Here is a 13,908-nt window from a genome sequence, read left to right as displayed (position 1 = left end):
CGTCTGTGACTCATTCACTCGTTCGTCTCGGTGCTTGTGGCATCAGCCTGCCCGCGGTTGCCTCTGGCCGTCCAAGACCTGGCGTGATAACCAGAGGTTATGGACGTACACGGGCGGGACCTCCGCTACTTCACGACGGTCGCCGACGAGCTCCACTTCACGCGGGCGGCAGAGCGGCTGTATGTGTCCCAGCCCGCCCTGAGCAAGCAGATCCGCTCCCTGGAACGGCAGTTGGGCGCACCCCTCTTCGAGCGCGACCGGCAAGGAGTGCGGCTCACGCCGGCCGGGGAGGCACTGCTGCCGCACGCGCGGCGGGTGCTTGATGAGTGGGAGGCGGCCGAAGGCGCCCTGGAGCGCGCGAAGGCAGGGCAGCGGGCCACGCTGACCGTGGGGATGAGCACGAGTCCGGGGCGGGGCGGGCTGCTGCCCGCGATCCGGTCCCGTTTCACGGCGGAACACCCGGACGCGGAGGTGCGCCTGCGCCAGTTCGGCTGGCAGGACGCGACCGCGGGCCTCGCGGAGGGGGCCTGCGATGTGGCCTTCATGTGGCTGCCGGTACCGGACGCCTCGCGGTACCGGTGGGTGGTGGTCGCGACGGAGCCCAGGATGGTCGCGCTGCCGTCCTCGCATGCGCTGGCGGGGCGGGAGGTGGTGGAGTTCGCCGACCTCCTCGACGAGCCGTTCCTCGCGCTGCCGCGCAGTGCGGGCTCGCTGCGCGACTACTGGCTGGCGCTCGACGCCCGCGACGGCAGGCTTCCGCGTATCGGGGCGGAGATCGCCAACATCGACGAGACGTACGAGGCGCTGATCGACGGCCGGGGGGTGTGCCTGCTCGCCTCGGGCAACGCGCCGCTGCTCGCACGCGATGGTGTGGTGACGGTCCCCGTCAGCGGGGTCTCTCCGAGCCAACTCGCCCTGGCCTGGCGGGCTGAGGACCGTCGCGGGCTGGTGGCTGGGTATGTGCGGGCCGCGCAGGCCGTGTCGGGCTGATGTCTCTCTATGCCCCTCCCCGCCCCGTCCCCTTAAGGCTGCCGCCGGCATGAATCAGCCCGTCCGGCGTTTGAGGACACCGCCCGAAGGGCGGAAGGCTTCGCAGAATTACGGGAAGGGGTGGGGTGGGGTGAAATCTGGTAGCCGAAGCCCCGCCAACCGATCCGGATCCGCCAGGATGTTGATCTCCACGATCACCCCGTCCCGGATCGTGAACTCCGTGAGGGAGAAGGCCTTCCCGTCCGGCGCGGTGACCAGGCCCGCAGCCCCGTTGATCAGCACCACCTGCCCGAACTGCGCATAGCGCGCGAACAGAAGAGCCTGCTCGACCACCGCCTGCGCACCCCGAATCAGCTTGGACACCCCCGCAAGCCCCACTCCGCCGTCGGCCCGCAGCACCACATCCGGATCGAGCATCGAGACCAGCGCCTCGAAGTCCCCGTTCTGCGACGCCGCCAGCCAGGCATCGACGATGGCCCGCTTGCGGACGAGGTCCGTGTCGGGGGCGGGGGCAGCGCCCTGGACACGCGAGCGCGCCCGGCTCGCGAGCTTCCGTGCGGCCGCCGGATTGCGGTCGACGATCACCGCGACGTCTTCGAAGGAGACACCGAACATGTCGTGCAGCACGAAGGTCAGCCGCTCGGCCGGCGCGAGGGTTTCGAGGACGACCAGCAGCGCGAGGCCCACCGAGTCCGCGAGCATCACCTCGTGCTCGGGATCGATCACCTCGACCCGGCCGACGATCGGGTCGGGCACGTGGACCTGCCCGTCCGGACCTTCGAGCGGGGCCTCGCGGCGCGTCTTGCGGGTGCGCAGCATGTCGAGGCAGACCCGGCCCACGATCGTGGTGAACCAGCCGCCCAGGTTGGCGACTTGGGACGAGTCGGCCCGGTCGACCTTGAACCAGGCCTCCTGGATCGCGTCGTCCGCCTCGCTCAGCGAGCCGAGCATGCGATAGGCCACCGAGCGCAGATGGCTCCGGTGCTCCTGGAAGGCGCGGGCGAGGGCTTCGTCGTCCCGCTCGTCCCGCTCGTCCCGCTCGTCCCGCTCGTCCCGCTCATCCTGGTCGTGCGCCACGGGGTCGGCCATTGCTCGATGATCTATTCCTCGCCGCACAGCCGCAAGCCTTTAGGGGTGGCGCACGGTATGTGCCCATGCGTGAGCATCACGTCCTGCCCGCTGCCCCGGCTCATGTAGTCGAGGAAGCTGGACACGAGCGAGTCGGCGGGCGGATGGCCGAAGGTGTACGCGTACTCGATCTCCTGGAAGGGGTACGCGGCCGCGCCCGCCCCCTGCAGCGACGGGACGTGCCCGTCCAGGCGCAGGTGGTGCAGCCCCTTGGTGGGCGACCCGGTGCGCAGCTCGCTGTAGCCGAGGGCGCCGGGGAGGCGGGCCACGGTCGCAAGGACCTGGTCCGTGCTGTCGAGCTCGCAGCGGATCACCGGCGCGGACGGGTCGTCCTTGTGCGCGCAGTCGCGCGAGGAGTTGGCGGGCTCGTTGCGGCCGAGCACCTGGCGCTGGAAGACCTCGCGGGTACCGGAGTTGGCGTCGCGGCTGACCAGGGTGATGGGCAGCACGGGGCCGCCCAGCTCGCGCCAGTTGCGGATCTTGCCGCGGTAGATGCCGCGTACCTGGGCCAGGGAGAGGTTCTTCACCGGCACCCGGTCGTTCACGACGAGCGCGAACGCGGAGACGGCCGTGGCGGTCTCGCGCAGTTGCGGGTAGCCGCCCGGCTTGGGCCCGTCGGACAGGGCGATCAGCGCGGGCGAGCCGCCCTCGGCCTGCTTCCCCGCGTCGTCGAGGGCGCGCACGCCCGCCGTGCTGCCGTGCGCCTCGACCTGCACGGTGGAGCCGGGGCAGTCGTCCTGGTACTTGGCTGCCAGCTCCTCGGCGACCGGCGCGAAGGAGGTGGACCCGGTGACCGTGAGGGTGCCGGTGGCGCAGCCGATGGGCGGGGGATCGTCACCGCGTACGACGATGAGGGAGGCGAGGGTGACCACGCACGCGGTGAGCAGCACGGTGAGCAGCCGGGCCTGCCGGCTGAACAGCGGCGGCTTGTCGTCGATGGTCACGCTCTGCGTGACGTCGACGCCGCCCTCCTCCAGATCGCCGGACACCTGGATGGCGCTGCCCGCGCGGCCGCCGCCGAGGAGCACCAGGAGCTTGAAGTAGCGGCCGCGGTTGAGGGGGACCCGGGGCAGGTGGATGACGCCGTCGGCGTAGCGGACCGTGCCGGACCGGAAGTGGCTGAGGAGGTTGGCGCTGTCCGGCCGGGGCTGCGGGGCGTCGGGGGCCGGCGGCTGCTCGGCCGCGCCGGGCACGGTGACCGCGATGCCGCGCACGGTGCGGCCCGCGAACTCGACCTTCAGGCCGATGGGCCGGCCGTCCTCGTCCACGGTCGTGTAGGAGCCCGTGGCGATGGCTTCCCGGCCGTCGTTCTCGATGCGCAGGAGGACCAGGGTGGCATCGGCCATGTCGACCTCGTCGAACCGGCCGAAGCGTTTGGTGCCCGGCCCGACCTGGGGCGCGCTCCCGACGGCCGCGTCCAACTGGACGCGATAGCCGATCGATTTGCGCTGCGGCACCCGGCGCTCGTACCAGAGAACGGCAACGGTGGCGGCCACACCGAGCAGGGCGGTGACGATCGCGATGACGTTGTCGGCGCTGAACCATTCCAAGGCTGCCTCGCACGGATGACCGACTGATGGAGCGTCACCGTAGGCGGCGCGGAGCCGGTGCGAGGCCCGAGTCGGCTGATGTTCGCGCAGCGTTCAACACCTGGTCCGCCGCGCACGTCAACCACCGCGCCGTGCTCAGGACTTGGTGTAGTGCAGCGGCTCTCCCTTGGTGCCGATCAGCTCCCGCACGAGCGTGCCGTCGTCCGCCATCGTCACCCGGCTCACCGGCCCGGGCTTGCAGCTCTCCGTGGAGCCCTGGATGACGGTCGAGGGCCCGAGAACCAGGTCGGACGAGCCGGCCGACCTGAGGGGAGCCGTCCACTCGCAGTCGTAGGTGGGGCTCGCGCCAAACAGCGTCATCACGGTCTGGCCCTCCTCGCCCTGCACGAGCGTCATCACGCGCGTATTGGTGTCGCCGTCCGTCTCGAAGCTGGCGCTCCAGGTCCCCAGGAACTGCTCCGGTATCGCGTCCTCGTCGGCCGGGGGAGTGGTGGGCGGCTCCGAACTGGTCGGCGGCTCCGAGGTGGTGGGGCCGGAGGTCGGCGGATCGACCGGCGCGCTGGAGGTCGCCGCGGGCTTGTCGCCGCGGTTGTTCTTCTGGTTCGGGTCGTCGCCCTTCATCACGGCGTACACCGAGCCGCCCGCGCCGATCGCGACCAGCACGGCGACGACGAGCAGCAGGGCGGTGGCCCGGCCGCTGCGCCGGGGCTGCGGCGGCGGGCCGTACGGGGGTGTGTGCTGCTGGTCGTGCCAGCCGCCGGTGGTGAAGGCGGGGCCCGGGGGCTGCTGGGCGCCGGCGGGGCCGTGCCCGGGGTCGCCGCCCTGCGGGTGCCCGTATCCGCCGCTCTGGCCCTGCGGATAGCCGTAGGCGCTGCCGGGCTGGGCGTGCGGGTAGCCGTAGCCGGGGCCCGGTTGGGCATGCGGATAGCCGTACGCGGGTGGGTTCTGCGGCGCCGGAGCCGGAGTCGGCGGTGGGGTCGAGCCCGGGCCCGCGGCCATCGTGGGCAGGCGGTCGAGGGCGGGCGGGGTGTCGCTCGGGGTGCCGGGCGGCGGCGGGGTTCCGGTCCCGGCCCCGCTTCCGCCCTCGCGCTTGCCCTCGGCCTCGCCCGGAGTCGGGTCCGGTCCGGCCTCGGGGTCCTCCGAGTCAAGCAACTGCACGGCGTGCCGCCCCAGTTGGGCCACCAGCATGCCGGGCAGCCACGGCTCCAGGGCCCGCCCGTCCAGCACGGTCTCCCCGGCCCCGACCCGGCGCAGCAGCTCGTCGAGGGAGGGCCGTTCCGCCGGGTCCTTGGCCAGGCAGGCGCGCACCAAGTCCTGCAGGCTCTCCGGGAGTTCGTCGAGGTCGGGCTCCTCCTGGGCGATCCGGAACATCAGGGCGTGCACCCCGCTGCCGGCCGCGCCGAACGGCAGGGCGCCGGTGGCCGCGTACGAGAGCACCGAGCCCAGACAGAAGATGTCGCACGCCGGGGTGATGGCATCACCCCGCACCTGCTCGGGTGCCATGAAGCCGGGCGAGCCGACGAGTGCGCCGGTGCGGGTGAGGCCGCCGTCGGTCACGGTCTCCAGGGCGCGCGCGATGCCGAAGTCGATGACGCGCGGTCCGTCGATGGTCACCAGGACGTTCGACGGCTTGAGGTCGCGGTGGATCAGGCCCGCCGCGTGGATGTCCTTGAGCGCGTGGGTGAGTCCGGCGGCGAGGATGCGCACCGAACGCTCGGGCAGCGGGCCGTGCTCGTGCCCCACCACGGTCTGCAGCGAGGGCCCGGCCACATAACCCGTGGCCACCCACGGGATCGCCGCCTCCGTGTCGGCGTCGAGCACGGGCGCCGTCCACAGCCCGCCGACCCGCCGCGCCGCCTCGACCTCGCGCCTGAACCGGCCCCGGAACTCCTCCTGTTCGGCAAGTTCCTCGCGCACCAGCTTGACCGCGACGGTCCGCCCGCGGTCGGAGCGGGCCAGATACACCTGCCCCATCCCGCCCGCACCGAGCCGCCCGAGCAGGCGGTACACCCCGATCTGCTTCGGGTCCGTAGGCCCCAGCTTCTCCATCGGCCCCCGCCTTCCCCCCGTACAAGCACCAACAGAGCGAGGATAGTGCCGGGAATGCCCGGTCAGGCGTTAAGTCCTCTACGGTTCCGTAACGGCGGAGTGGCTCAGCCTGTCCACAGCCTGTGAAAGGCGCTCAAGTACCCGCACGGTCTCGGCGAATTGCTCCGCCCCGAGTTCTTCGGCCAGCCTGCGTGCGAGATCCGCGTGCCCGGGATCGATCTTCCGGATCGCGGCCCGCCCCTCGTCGGTGGGCGTGAGCAGCTTCGCCCGGCGGTGGGCCGGGTTGGGAACGTAGACCGCAAGTCCCTTGCCCACGAGCAGATCGGCGATGCGCTGCACGCTCTGCCGGGTGATCCCCATCGCGCGCGCGATCCCCGCGACGGGCAGCGGCTCGCGCAGTACGGCGCCGAGCACCTGCCACCAGGCGGCCGTGAGCCCTGACGGCCTCGCCAACTCCTCGGCGACCGCGAGGAATTGGCCGTTCAGCCGGAAGGCGCCGAGCGCCGTCCGGCTGAGCAGTTCCTGCTCGCGCTCCTGCTCCTTCTCCGTACGGCTCATCCCATGCCCGCCGCTTGAAGGGTCTCGTACGCCGCCGGGTCCGAGTCGTGGAACAGCCGGTACCAGGCGTCGAGCACCTCGCCCTGGAATGCGCCGAGCTCCCCGAGGACTTCCCGGGCGAACGCGACCGGCTCGGTCGGGCCGGCGGTGATCAGACCGCGGTCGTTCACCGCGTCCTCGTCCCTGTAGTGCTCGCCGCCCTTGTAGCCGGTGGCCGCCAGATAGAAGGAGATGGCGCTGGTGTGGCCGCGGTCGTCGAGCAGTCCTTCGCGGGCGAGCCCGGCGGTCGCGCCGCAGATCGCGGCGACCGGGACGTCCGCGTCGAGGAAGGCTCGGGCGGTGTGCGCGAAGGGTGCGAGCTCGTCGCCGGCGTCCCAGAGGTCGGCGCCGGTGAGGATCAGCATCGAGCTGTCCTCGGGGCGTACGTCGCTGAGCGCGAGGTCGGGCTGGATGCGCATGCCGCCGATGGTGGTGACGGGCTCCAGGGTCGGGCCGACGTACCGGATGTCGCATCCCGTGCGGGCCAGCCAGGCCGTGGTGTGGCCGGTCTCCCAGTCGGCGTAGGTGTTGTAGACGGCGACGTACACGGGCTTGTGCTCTGTCTTTGTCATGTAAGCATGCTGTCATGACGACAGCATGCTGTCAATGCCTGCATCCTCTCCTGCCGGGCCCGACAGAGTGTCGTGCGCCGACCCCGACAACCGAACAGGGCGCCGATGGCTTGTCCGCATCGCGGACATTTACCCTCGCCCCATGACCCCTCACGCAGATCCCGCGCAGGGCGCCGCAGTCAAGGCGGCCGACCGCGCCCATGTGTTCCATTCCTGGTCGGCGCAGGACCTGATCGACCCGCTCGCCGTCGCAGGCGCCGAGGGGTCGTACTTCTGGGACTACGAGGGCACCCGCTACCTGGACTTCACCAGCGGCCTGGTCTTCGCCAACATCGGCTACCAGCACCCGAAGGTGGTCGCCGCGATCCAGGAGGCGGCCGGCCGGATGACGGCCTTCGCCCCCGCGTACGCGGTGGAGGCGCGCTCCGAGGCCGCCCGGCTGATCGCCGAGCGGACGCCCGGGGACCTGGACAAGATCTTCTTCACCAACGGCGGCGCCGAGGCCATCGAGAACGCCGCCCGGATGGCCAGGCTGCACACGGGCCGCCCCAAGGTGATGAGCGCGTACCGCTCGTACCACGGCGGCACGGTCCAGGCGATCAACATCACCGGCGACCCGCGCCGCTGGGGCTCGGACACCGCCTCCGCGGGCGTCGTCCACTTCTGGGGGCCGTTCCTCTACCGCTCGCCGTTCTACGCGACGACCGAGGCGGAGGAGTGCGCGCGGGCCTTGCAGCACCTTGAGGACACGATCGCGTTCGAGGGGCCCTCGACGATCGCCGCGATCATCCTGGAGACGATTCCGGGTACGGCGGGTGTCATGGTCCCGCCGGCCGGTTACCTCGCCGGGGTCCGCGAGATCTGCGACCGGCACGGGATCGTCATGGTCGCGGACGAGGTCATGGTCGGCTTCGGCCGTACCGGCTCGTGGTTCGCCCTCGACCACTTCGACGTCGTGCCCGACCTGCTGACCTTCGCGAAGGGGGTCAACTCGGGTTACGTGCCGCTCGGCGGTGTCGCGATCTCGTCGGAGATCGCCGAGACCTTCGCCCGCAAGCCCTACCCCGGTGGTCTGACGTACTCCGGCCACCCGCTGGCCTGCGCGGCCGCGGTCGCCACGATCACGACCATGGCCGAGGAGGGCATCGTCGAGCACGCGGCCCACATCGGCGCGACCGTGCTCGGCCCGGGCCTGCGGGAACTGGCCTCCCGGCACCCCTCGGTGGGCGAGGTCCGCGGTCTGGGCGCGTTCTGGGCACTGGACCTGGTCCGCGACCCGTCGACCCGGGAGCCGCTGGTGCCGTACGCGGCTTCGGGGGCCGCGAACGCCCCCATGAACGAGTTCGCCGCGGCGTGCAAGAAGGGCGGGCTCTGGCCGCTGATCGCGATGAACCGCACGCATGTGGCTCCGCCGTGCACCGTCTCCGAGGCGGAGGCGAAGGAGGGCTTGTCCGTGCTGGACGAGGCTTTGTCCGTGGCGGACGGGTTCGTGGTTTAGGCCCTTTTCCTCCCCTCCCCGCCCCTTCCCGAAAGTCCTCAAGCGCCGGACGGGCTGACTTTGTCAGCCCGTCCGGCGCTTGAGGACACCGCCCGGAGGGCGGAAGGCTTCGCAGAATTTCGGGAAGGGGCGGGGTGGGGAAAAGAAATCACCCGGCGTGACGCCAAGCCGCCGAGTACACGGACGGATCCATCGACAACCGGCCGACCGCCTTCTCGACGGACTCCGTACTCGTGCCCTCGGCAGTAACCTCCGCACGAATCCGCACCCGCTCCCCCTCGAACTCGGAGAGATCCTCGGACTCGACCGACCGAAGCGTGCCCTCGGACGCCGCAAGCGACTGCACCAGCAATGCCCTTATCTGCGCCTCCCGGTCGGACGACACCACCGCCTCCACCCGGTAGGGCGTGGAAACCTCTTCCCCCGACCCGGGCGACCGGTCGATCCGATGCGACACCGAGCGCAGCACGGTATTCACCGCCACCACCATCACGGCCCCGGCCAGCGCGTACCAAAAGAGCCCCGCCCCCGCCAACGACCCACACGCGGCCGAACACCACAGCGTCGCCGCCGTGTTGATCCCCGACACATTGAGCCCGTCCCGCATGATCACCCCGGCGCCCAGGAAGCCGATCCCGGACACCACCTGGGCCGCGACCCGGCTGGGGTCACCGGACCCGAAGGCCGTGGAGAGCAGGACGAAGAGCGCGGCCCCGGCCGCGACCAAGGTGTTGGTCCGCAGCCCGGCCATCCGCTGCCGCCACTGCCGCTCCATCCCGATCATCGCGCCCGCGAGCATCCCCGAGGCCAGCGCCCCCGCGAAGTGCCCCGGCACGGCGTTGGAGAAGACGGCCGCGGCCAGATCAAACTTCAACTCCCCCATCACACGCCCCCGTTCGCGCCCGTGTCCACCCGCAGCCGCGCGTCCTCGTCGAGCCGGTACTCCTCGTTGTCGGCGTTGTAGGAGTAGAGCTCGGCGTACCGGCCCCAGTCCGTCGCCGTCTCCAGCTGCTGGTCGATCTGCTCGCTCGTGTAGTGGTGCGCGAGCAGGTCGCGGAAGAACCCGGCCCGCTGCTCCCCGCCGTCCGAGCGCAGCAGGGTGCTCGTGATCAGGTGGACCAGCGGCGCACGGTCGAGCGCCGCCTCGGCGAAGAGCTTCTTCGAGTCCTGTACGTCGGCCCCGGCGTAGGCCGTCCCGCGCTCGGTCAACGCCAGGTCGCCGCCCGCCACTTCGGCGAGCCCGAGCAGCTCCAGGCCGTCGACCTGCGACAGCAGATCGTCGACCTCAAGGCCCAAGTCGTCGGCCAGATCGGCCAGATCGAACCGCCCGCCCTCGTGCTGGGCCAGGATCTCCGCGAGTCCGGAGAGCCCGTCGACCGAGGCCTCGGGTAGCGGCGTGTTCGCCGGGGTCCGGCGTACCGGCGTCGGTTCGGAGAGCTTCGGACTGTCCTTCGTACGCCCGGTCATCACCTGGTAGATCGAGTCGACGATCCGCTCGAAGTCGGCGGACTGCCGGTCCCGCGGCCGGGCGAGCGAGACGTCGAAGGTCTCGCGGATGGTCCCGTACGGCCGCGAACCGAGCACCACCACCCGGTCGGCCATCAAGACGGCTTCCTCGATGTTGTGGGTGACGAGGACGATCGCCTTCGTCGGGAACTGCCCCGACTCCCACAGCTCCATCAGCTCACCGCGCAGGTTCTCGGCGGTCAGTACGTCGAGCGCCGAGAACGGCTCGTCCATCATCAGCACGTCCGGTTCGACGACCAGCGCCCGGGCGAAGCCCACGCGCTGCCGCATGCCGCCCGACAGCTCCTTCGGGTACGCCGACTCGAAGCCGTCGAGCCCGATCAGGTCGATGGCCTGCACGGCGGCCTCGGCCCGCTCCTTCGGCCCGACTCCCTTCGCTTCCAGGCCGAGTTCGACGTTCTGCTGCACGGTCAGCCACGGCAGCAGCGCGAAGGTCTGGAAGACCATCGAGGTGCCGGGGTTGGCGCCCTTGAGCTCCTCTCCCCGGTACGTCACCGAGCCCGAGCTCGCCGGAATCAGGCCGGCCAGACAGCGCAGGAGCGTCGACTTGCCGGAGCCCGACTTGCCGAGCAGGGCGACGATCTCGCCCTCGTGGATGGTGAGGTCGATGCCGCCGAGTACGGGCAGCTCGCCGTCGGCGCCCGCGTACGTCTTGGTGACGTTCTCGGCGGAGAGAAGCGCGTTGGTGTGCGTTGCGGTGCTCATGGGTCGGTCCCCTCCTCGGGGCGTACGCGGGTGAGTCGGGGAAGGTCAGAGGGTGTAGCGGGCTTCGGCGACCTTGTAGAGGCGGCGCCAGAACAGCCGGTTGAGGGTGACGACGTAGAGGCTCATCACCGCGACGCCCGCGATGAGCTTGGGGAAGTCGCCGTCGCCGGTGGCGTTCGCGATGTACGCGCCGAGGCCGGTCGCGGTGAGGGTGGAGCCGCCGAAGGTGACGACCTCGGCGACGATCGAGGCGTTCCAGGCGCCGCCCGAGGCGGTGATCCCGCCGGTGACGTACGACGGGAAGATGCCCGGGATGATCAGCCGCTTCCAGCGCTGCCAGCCGTGCACGCCCAGGTCGTCCATGGCCTCCTTGAGGTCGGAGGGGATGGCCATGGCGCCGGCGATGGTGTTGAAGAGGATGTACCACTGGGCGCCGAGCGCCATCAGCAGGACACAGCCGATGTTGATGTCGAGGCCGGTCTTCAGGAAGAACCACATGGCCAGCGGGAAGAGGAAGTTGGCCGGGAACGAGGCCAGGACCTGCACCACCGGCTGGGCGATCTTCGCGAGCTTCGGCGAGAAGCCGATCTTCACGCCGATCGGCACCCAGATGACGGTGGCGACGGCGCACAGCACGATCACCCTGATCAGGGTGATGAGGCCGAGCCACAGCGGCTCCAGGAAGATGCCGAACCCTTCCGCGCGCTGCAGATAGCGGAGCAGGTCGTACAGGCCCCAGGCGATGAGCGCGCCCGCGACGACGTTGAAGACGATGTCGCCGTTGCGGCGCCGCACGGGGTCGATGCTGAGCGGCTTGTCGTCCCGGCCGAGGACCCGGGCGGCCCGGCCGAGGGCTTCGCGCGGCGGGCGGGTCAACTTGCCCAGGAAGGCCGCCCAGTTGGAGCGGCGCAGAAAGTCCAGGACGAAGGATCGCTGCACGTCCGTCGACTCGGACTGCTCGTTCTTGAACTTCTCCGACCAGGCGGTCAGCGGTCGCCAGAACAAGAAGTTCACGCCGATCACCATCACGGCCATGGTGAGGATGGCCCAGCCGACCTTGCCGAGGTCTCCCTCGCCGATCGCGGTACCGGCGTACGAGCCGACGCCCGGCAGCACGTACTTCTCGTTGCCGATGCTGATGGCCTCGGAGGCGACGAGCATGAACCAGCCGCCGGCGAAGCTCATCATCCCGTTCCAGACGAGATCGATCATGCCGCTGGGCACCTCGATCTTCCAGAACCGCATCCACTTGGTGAACCCGAACGACCTGGAGACCTCGTCCAGTTCACGGGGAAGGCTGGTCAACGTCTGGTAGAAGCCGAAGGTCATGTTCCAGGCCTGCGAGGTGAAGATCGCGAAGATCGACGCGCATTCGAGGCCGAGGAGCGAGCCCGGGAAGAGGGCGATGAATCCGGTGACGGCGATGGTGAGGAAGCCGAGCACCGGGACGGACTGCAGGATGTCGAGCGCCGGGATGAGGATGCGCTCCAGCCTGCGGCTGCGGGCGGCGGCGTACGCGTACACGAAGGTGAACAGCACCGAGGCGGCCAGCGCGATGAACATCCGCAGCAGCGAGCGCGCCCCGTAGTACGGCAGCTGCGAAGGGCTGGTGTCGACGTCCGGCACGTGCGCCGGGTTGAAGCTGACGGTGGTGCCCTTGCCGACCTGCAGGATCAGGTATCCGAGCACGAGCACGGCGGCGGCCACCGCGAAGTCGACCCAGGACAGGCCTCGGGTGGGGCGGGTGGTGGTGAGTTTCATCGGGGGACCCCTTGCGCACGCCGAACCGCTATGGGCGGGTTCAGCGGACCACGTATGCGAACAAAAGTGGCGAATCCGCGCACGCGAGTCGTGTCGACGTCAGGCGTGCGGCGGGAGGCGGCCGGGACTGTGCGCTTCGTCGCTCACGACTGCCTCCTTCGGGTCCTTTGCGGCTTTTGGGGTCGTGGGTATGGTGCCAGCTAGTTGCGTAGCTACGCAAATATGGCGCCTGGATTATCAGCCCGTCCGGCGTTTGAGGACAGAGGCCGCAGGCCGATCCGGGGGCTAGGGGCGAAGCCCCAGGCTTCGCAGAATTTAGGGAAGGGGCGGGGAGGGGAACTATCCTGTTTGCGTGGACACGCAAGAACCAGACCGCACCGCGGCAGCCGTAGCCGTACTGAAAGCCGCCGCCGACCCCACCAGATTCACCATCCTCTGGACCCTCACCCAGGGCGAATGCCCAGTAGGCCAGCTCGCGGAGCGAACAGGCGCCCACGTAGCAGCCGTGTCCCAACACCTGGCAAGGCTGAGGACCGCCGGCCTCGTCACCTCGCGGCGCGAAGGCACCCGCATCTACTACCGCGCCACCGGCCACAACGTACGAGCCCTCCTCGAGCACGCCTTCCTCGCCGCAAGCGCCACAGAAGCGCAGCCCACCCCCGAGCCGGAAGCGCTCAAGGCCAAGCCCCGCCGCAGCCCGGCCAGGGCAAAGGCCCCCGCCCCCGCCAGAACCGCACGCGCGTAGGCTGACCAGCCGGGCCGGACCAGCCCGGACGAGACCCCGCGGCGAGGAAAGCGCGAGGGACACCAGGGGGAGGGAAGCCCACATGACCACCACCGGCAGCGGCAGCGCCGGCGCGGTGAACCGCAACACCCTGCGCCAGCAGATCGCCGACGCCCTGCGCGACGAGGTCCTGGCCGGCCGCCTGACCCCCGGCCAGGAGTTCACGGTCAAGGAGATCGCCGAGCAGTACGGAGTCTCCGCGACGCCCGTCCGCGAGGCCCTCGTCGACCTCTGCGCACACGGCCTGCTCGACTCCGACCAGCACCGCGGCTACAAGGTCCACGAGTACTCCGTCGACGACTATCGGGGCATGGTCGAGGCCCGCGCCATCATCGCGGAGGCCATCTTCCGCGGCATCGCGGAGCGCGGCATGAGCCACCTCACCGACGAGCTGGTCTCGGTACGCCGCCGCGCCGAGGAGGCCCAGCGGGCCGCGACCGCCGGTGACCTGGACATCCTCATCGGCTACGACATCCGGTTCTGGCGCGAGCTCGCCTCGCTCTTCGGCAACGCCTACCTGTCCGACTTCCTGCACCGCCTGCGCGTCCAGGCCTGGGTCTTCGCGGTCCCGTACCTGCGCCTCGCCGAGAACGCCGAGACGCTGGCGGGCCGCCTGTGGAACGGCCACAGCGAGCTCGTCGACGCGATCGCAAGACGCGACGCGGACGGGGCGTACGCCCTGGTCGGCGCGTACAACACGCACTCGCTCGCGCTCATCGAGCAGCTGGCCCGGTGAGCGCGGACCAC

General features: G+C 70.6%; 12 protein-coding genes. 4 read left to right on the top strand and 8 right to left on the bottom strand.

Going from position 1 to position 13,908, the window contains the following annotated elements; genetic code table 11:
* Positions 1-99 precede the first annotated feature (99 nt).
* A complete protein-coding gene (locus OG430_RS23610; RefSeq protein ID WP_327354568.1) occupies positions 100-990 on the top strand; it encodes a LysR family transcriptional regulator in 891 nt (296 codons plus the stop codon).
* 108 nt (positions 991-1,098) lie between these two features.
* Here the strand turns inward: OG430_RS23610 and OG430_RS23605 are convergent, their stop codons facing one another.
* The 5 genes from OG430_RS23605 to OG430_RS23585 all read right to left on the bottom strand — a co-directional run bounded on the left by OG430_RS23605 (position 1,099) and on the right by OG430_RS23585 (position 6,886).
* Entirely contained in the window at positions 1,099-2,079 is a 981-nt protein-coding gene (locus OG430_RS23605; protein ID WP_327354567.1) for a sigma-70 family RNA polymerase sigma factor, read from the bottom strand.
* An 11-nt stretch (positions 2,080-2,090) separates the two neighbouring features.
* The gene (locus OG430_RS23600; RefSeq protein ID WP_327354566.1) at positions 2,091-3,668 is read right to left on the bottom strand and encodes a substrate-binding domain-containing protein; all 1,578 of its coding nucleotides are present in this window, start codon (positions 3,666-3,668) and stop codon (positions 2,091-2,093) included.
* 135 nt (positions 3,669-3,803) lie between these two features.
* The gene (locus tag OG430_RS23595; protein WP_327354565.1) at positions 3,804-5,717 is read right to left on the bottom strand and encodes a serine/threonine-protein kinase; all 1,914 of its coding nucleotides are present in this window, start codon (positions 5,715-5,717) and stop codon (positions 3,804-3,806) included.
* Positions 5,718-5,795: 78 nt separating this feature from the next.
* On the bottom strand, positions 5,796-6,275 hold the full coding sequence (locus OG430_RS23590; protein ID WP_327354564.1) for a MarR family winged helix-turn-helix transcriptional regulator: 480 nt from the start codon (positions 6,273-6,275) through the stop codon (positions 5,796-5,798).
* On the bottom strand, positions 6,272-6,886 hold the full coding sequence (locus tag OG430_RS23585; protein WP_327354563.1) for a DJ-1/PfpI family protein: 615 nt from the start codon (positions 6,884-6,886) through the stop codon (positions 6,272-6,274). Before OG430_RS23585 ends, OG430_RS23590 begins: the two co-directional genes overlap by 4 nt.
* Positions 6,887-7,028: 142 nt before the next feature.
* On the opposite strand from OG430_RS23585, the gene OG430_RS23580 reads away from it, so the two are divergent.
* A complete protein-coding gene (locus OG430_RS23580; RefSeq protein ID WP_327354562.1) occupies positions 7,029-8,384 on the top strand; it encodes an aspartate aminotransferase family protein in 1,356 nt (451 codons plus the stop codon).
* A 148-nt stretch (positions 8,385-8,532) separates the two neighbouring features.
* Here OG430_RS23580 and OG430_RS23575 read toward each other — a convergent pair whose 3' ends face one another.
* The 3 genes from OG430_RS23575 to OG430_RS23565 are packed head-to-tail and all read right to left on the bottom strand — an operon-like array spanning position 8,533 to position 12,377.
* The gene (locus tag OG430_RS23575) at positions 8,533-9,267 is read right to left on the bottom strand and encodes an MgtC/SapB family protein (protein ID WP_327354561.1); all 735 of its coding nucleotides are present in this window, start codon (positions 9,265-9,267) and stop codon (positions 8,533-8,535) included.
* Positions 9,267-10,616: an ABC transporter ATP-binding protein gene (locus tag OG430_RS23570; RefSeq protein ID WP_327354560.1), complete on the bottom strand. Its 1,350-nt coding sequence runs from the start codon at positions 10,614-10,616 to the stop codon at positions 9,267-9,269. Before OG430_RS23570 ends, OG430_RS23575 begins: the two co-directional genes overlap by 1 nt.
* Before the next feature lie 45 nt (positions 10,617-10,661).
* Positions 10,662-12,377 carry an ABC transporter permease gene (locus OG430_RS23565; RefSeq protein ID WP_327354559.1) on the bottom strand — a complete coding sequence of 572 codons (1,716 nt, stop codon included), beginning with the start codon at positions 12,375-12,377 and terminating at the stop codon, positions 10,662-10,664.
* A 352-nt stretch (positions 12,378-12,729) separates the two neighbouring features.
* Between OG430_RS23565 and OG430_RS23560 the strand changes: the two genes are divergently transcribed.
* Positions 12,730-13,122 carry an ArsR/SmtB family transcription factor gene (locus tag OG430_RS23560; RefSeq protein ID WP_327354558.1) on the top strand — a complete coding sequence of 131 codons (393 nt, stop codon included), beginning with the start codon at positions 12,730-12,732 and terminating at the stop codon, positions 13,120-13,122.
* An 82-nt stretch (positions 13,123-13,204) separates the two neighbouring features.
* Entirely contained in the window at positions 13,205-13,897 is a 693-nt protein-coding gene (locus tag OG430_RS23555; RefSeq protein ID WP_327354557.1) for a GntR family transcriptional regulator, read from the top strand.
* Positions 13,898-13,908: the final 11 nt, after the last annotated feature.

The sequence above is a fragment of the Streptomyces sp. NBC_01304 genome (assembly GCF_035975855.1).
GTDB lineage: Bacteria > Actinomycetota > Actinomycetes > Streptomycetales > Streptomycetaceae > Streptomyces.
This window is presented reverse-complemented; position numbering and strand designations above follow the sequence as displayed.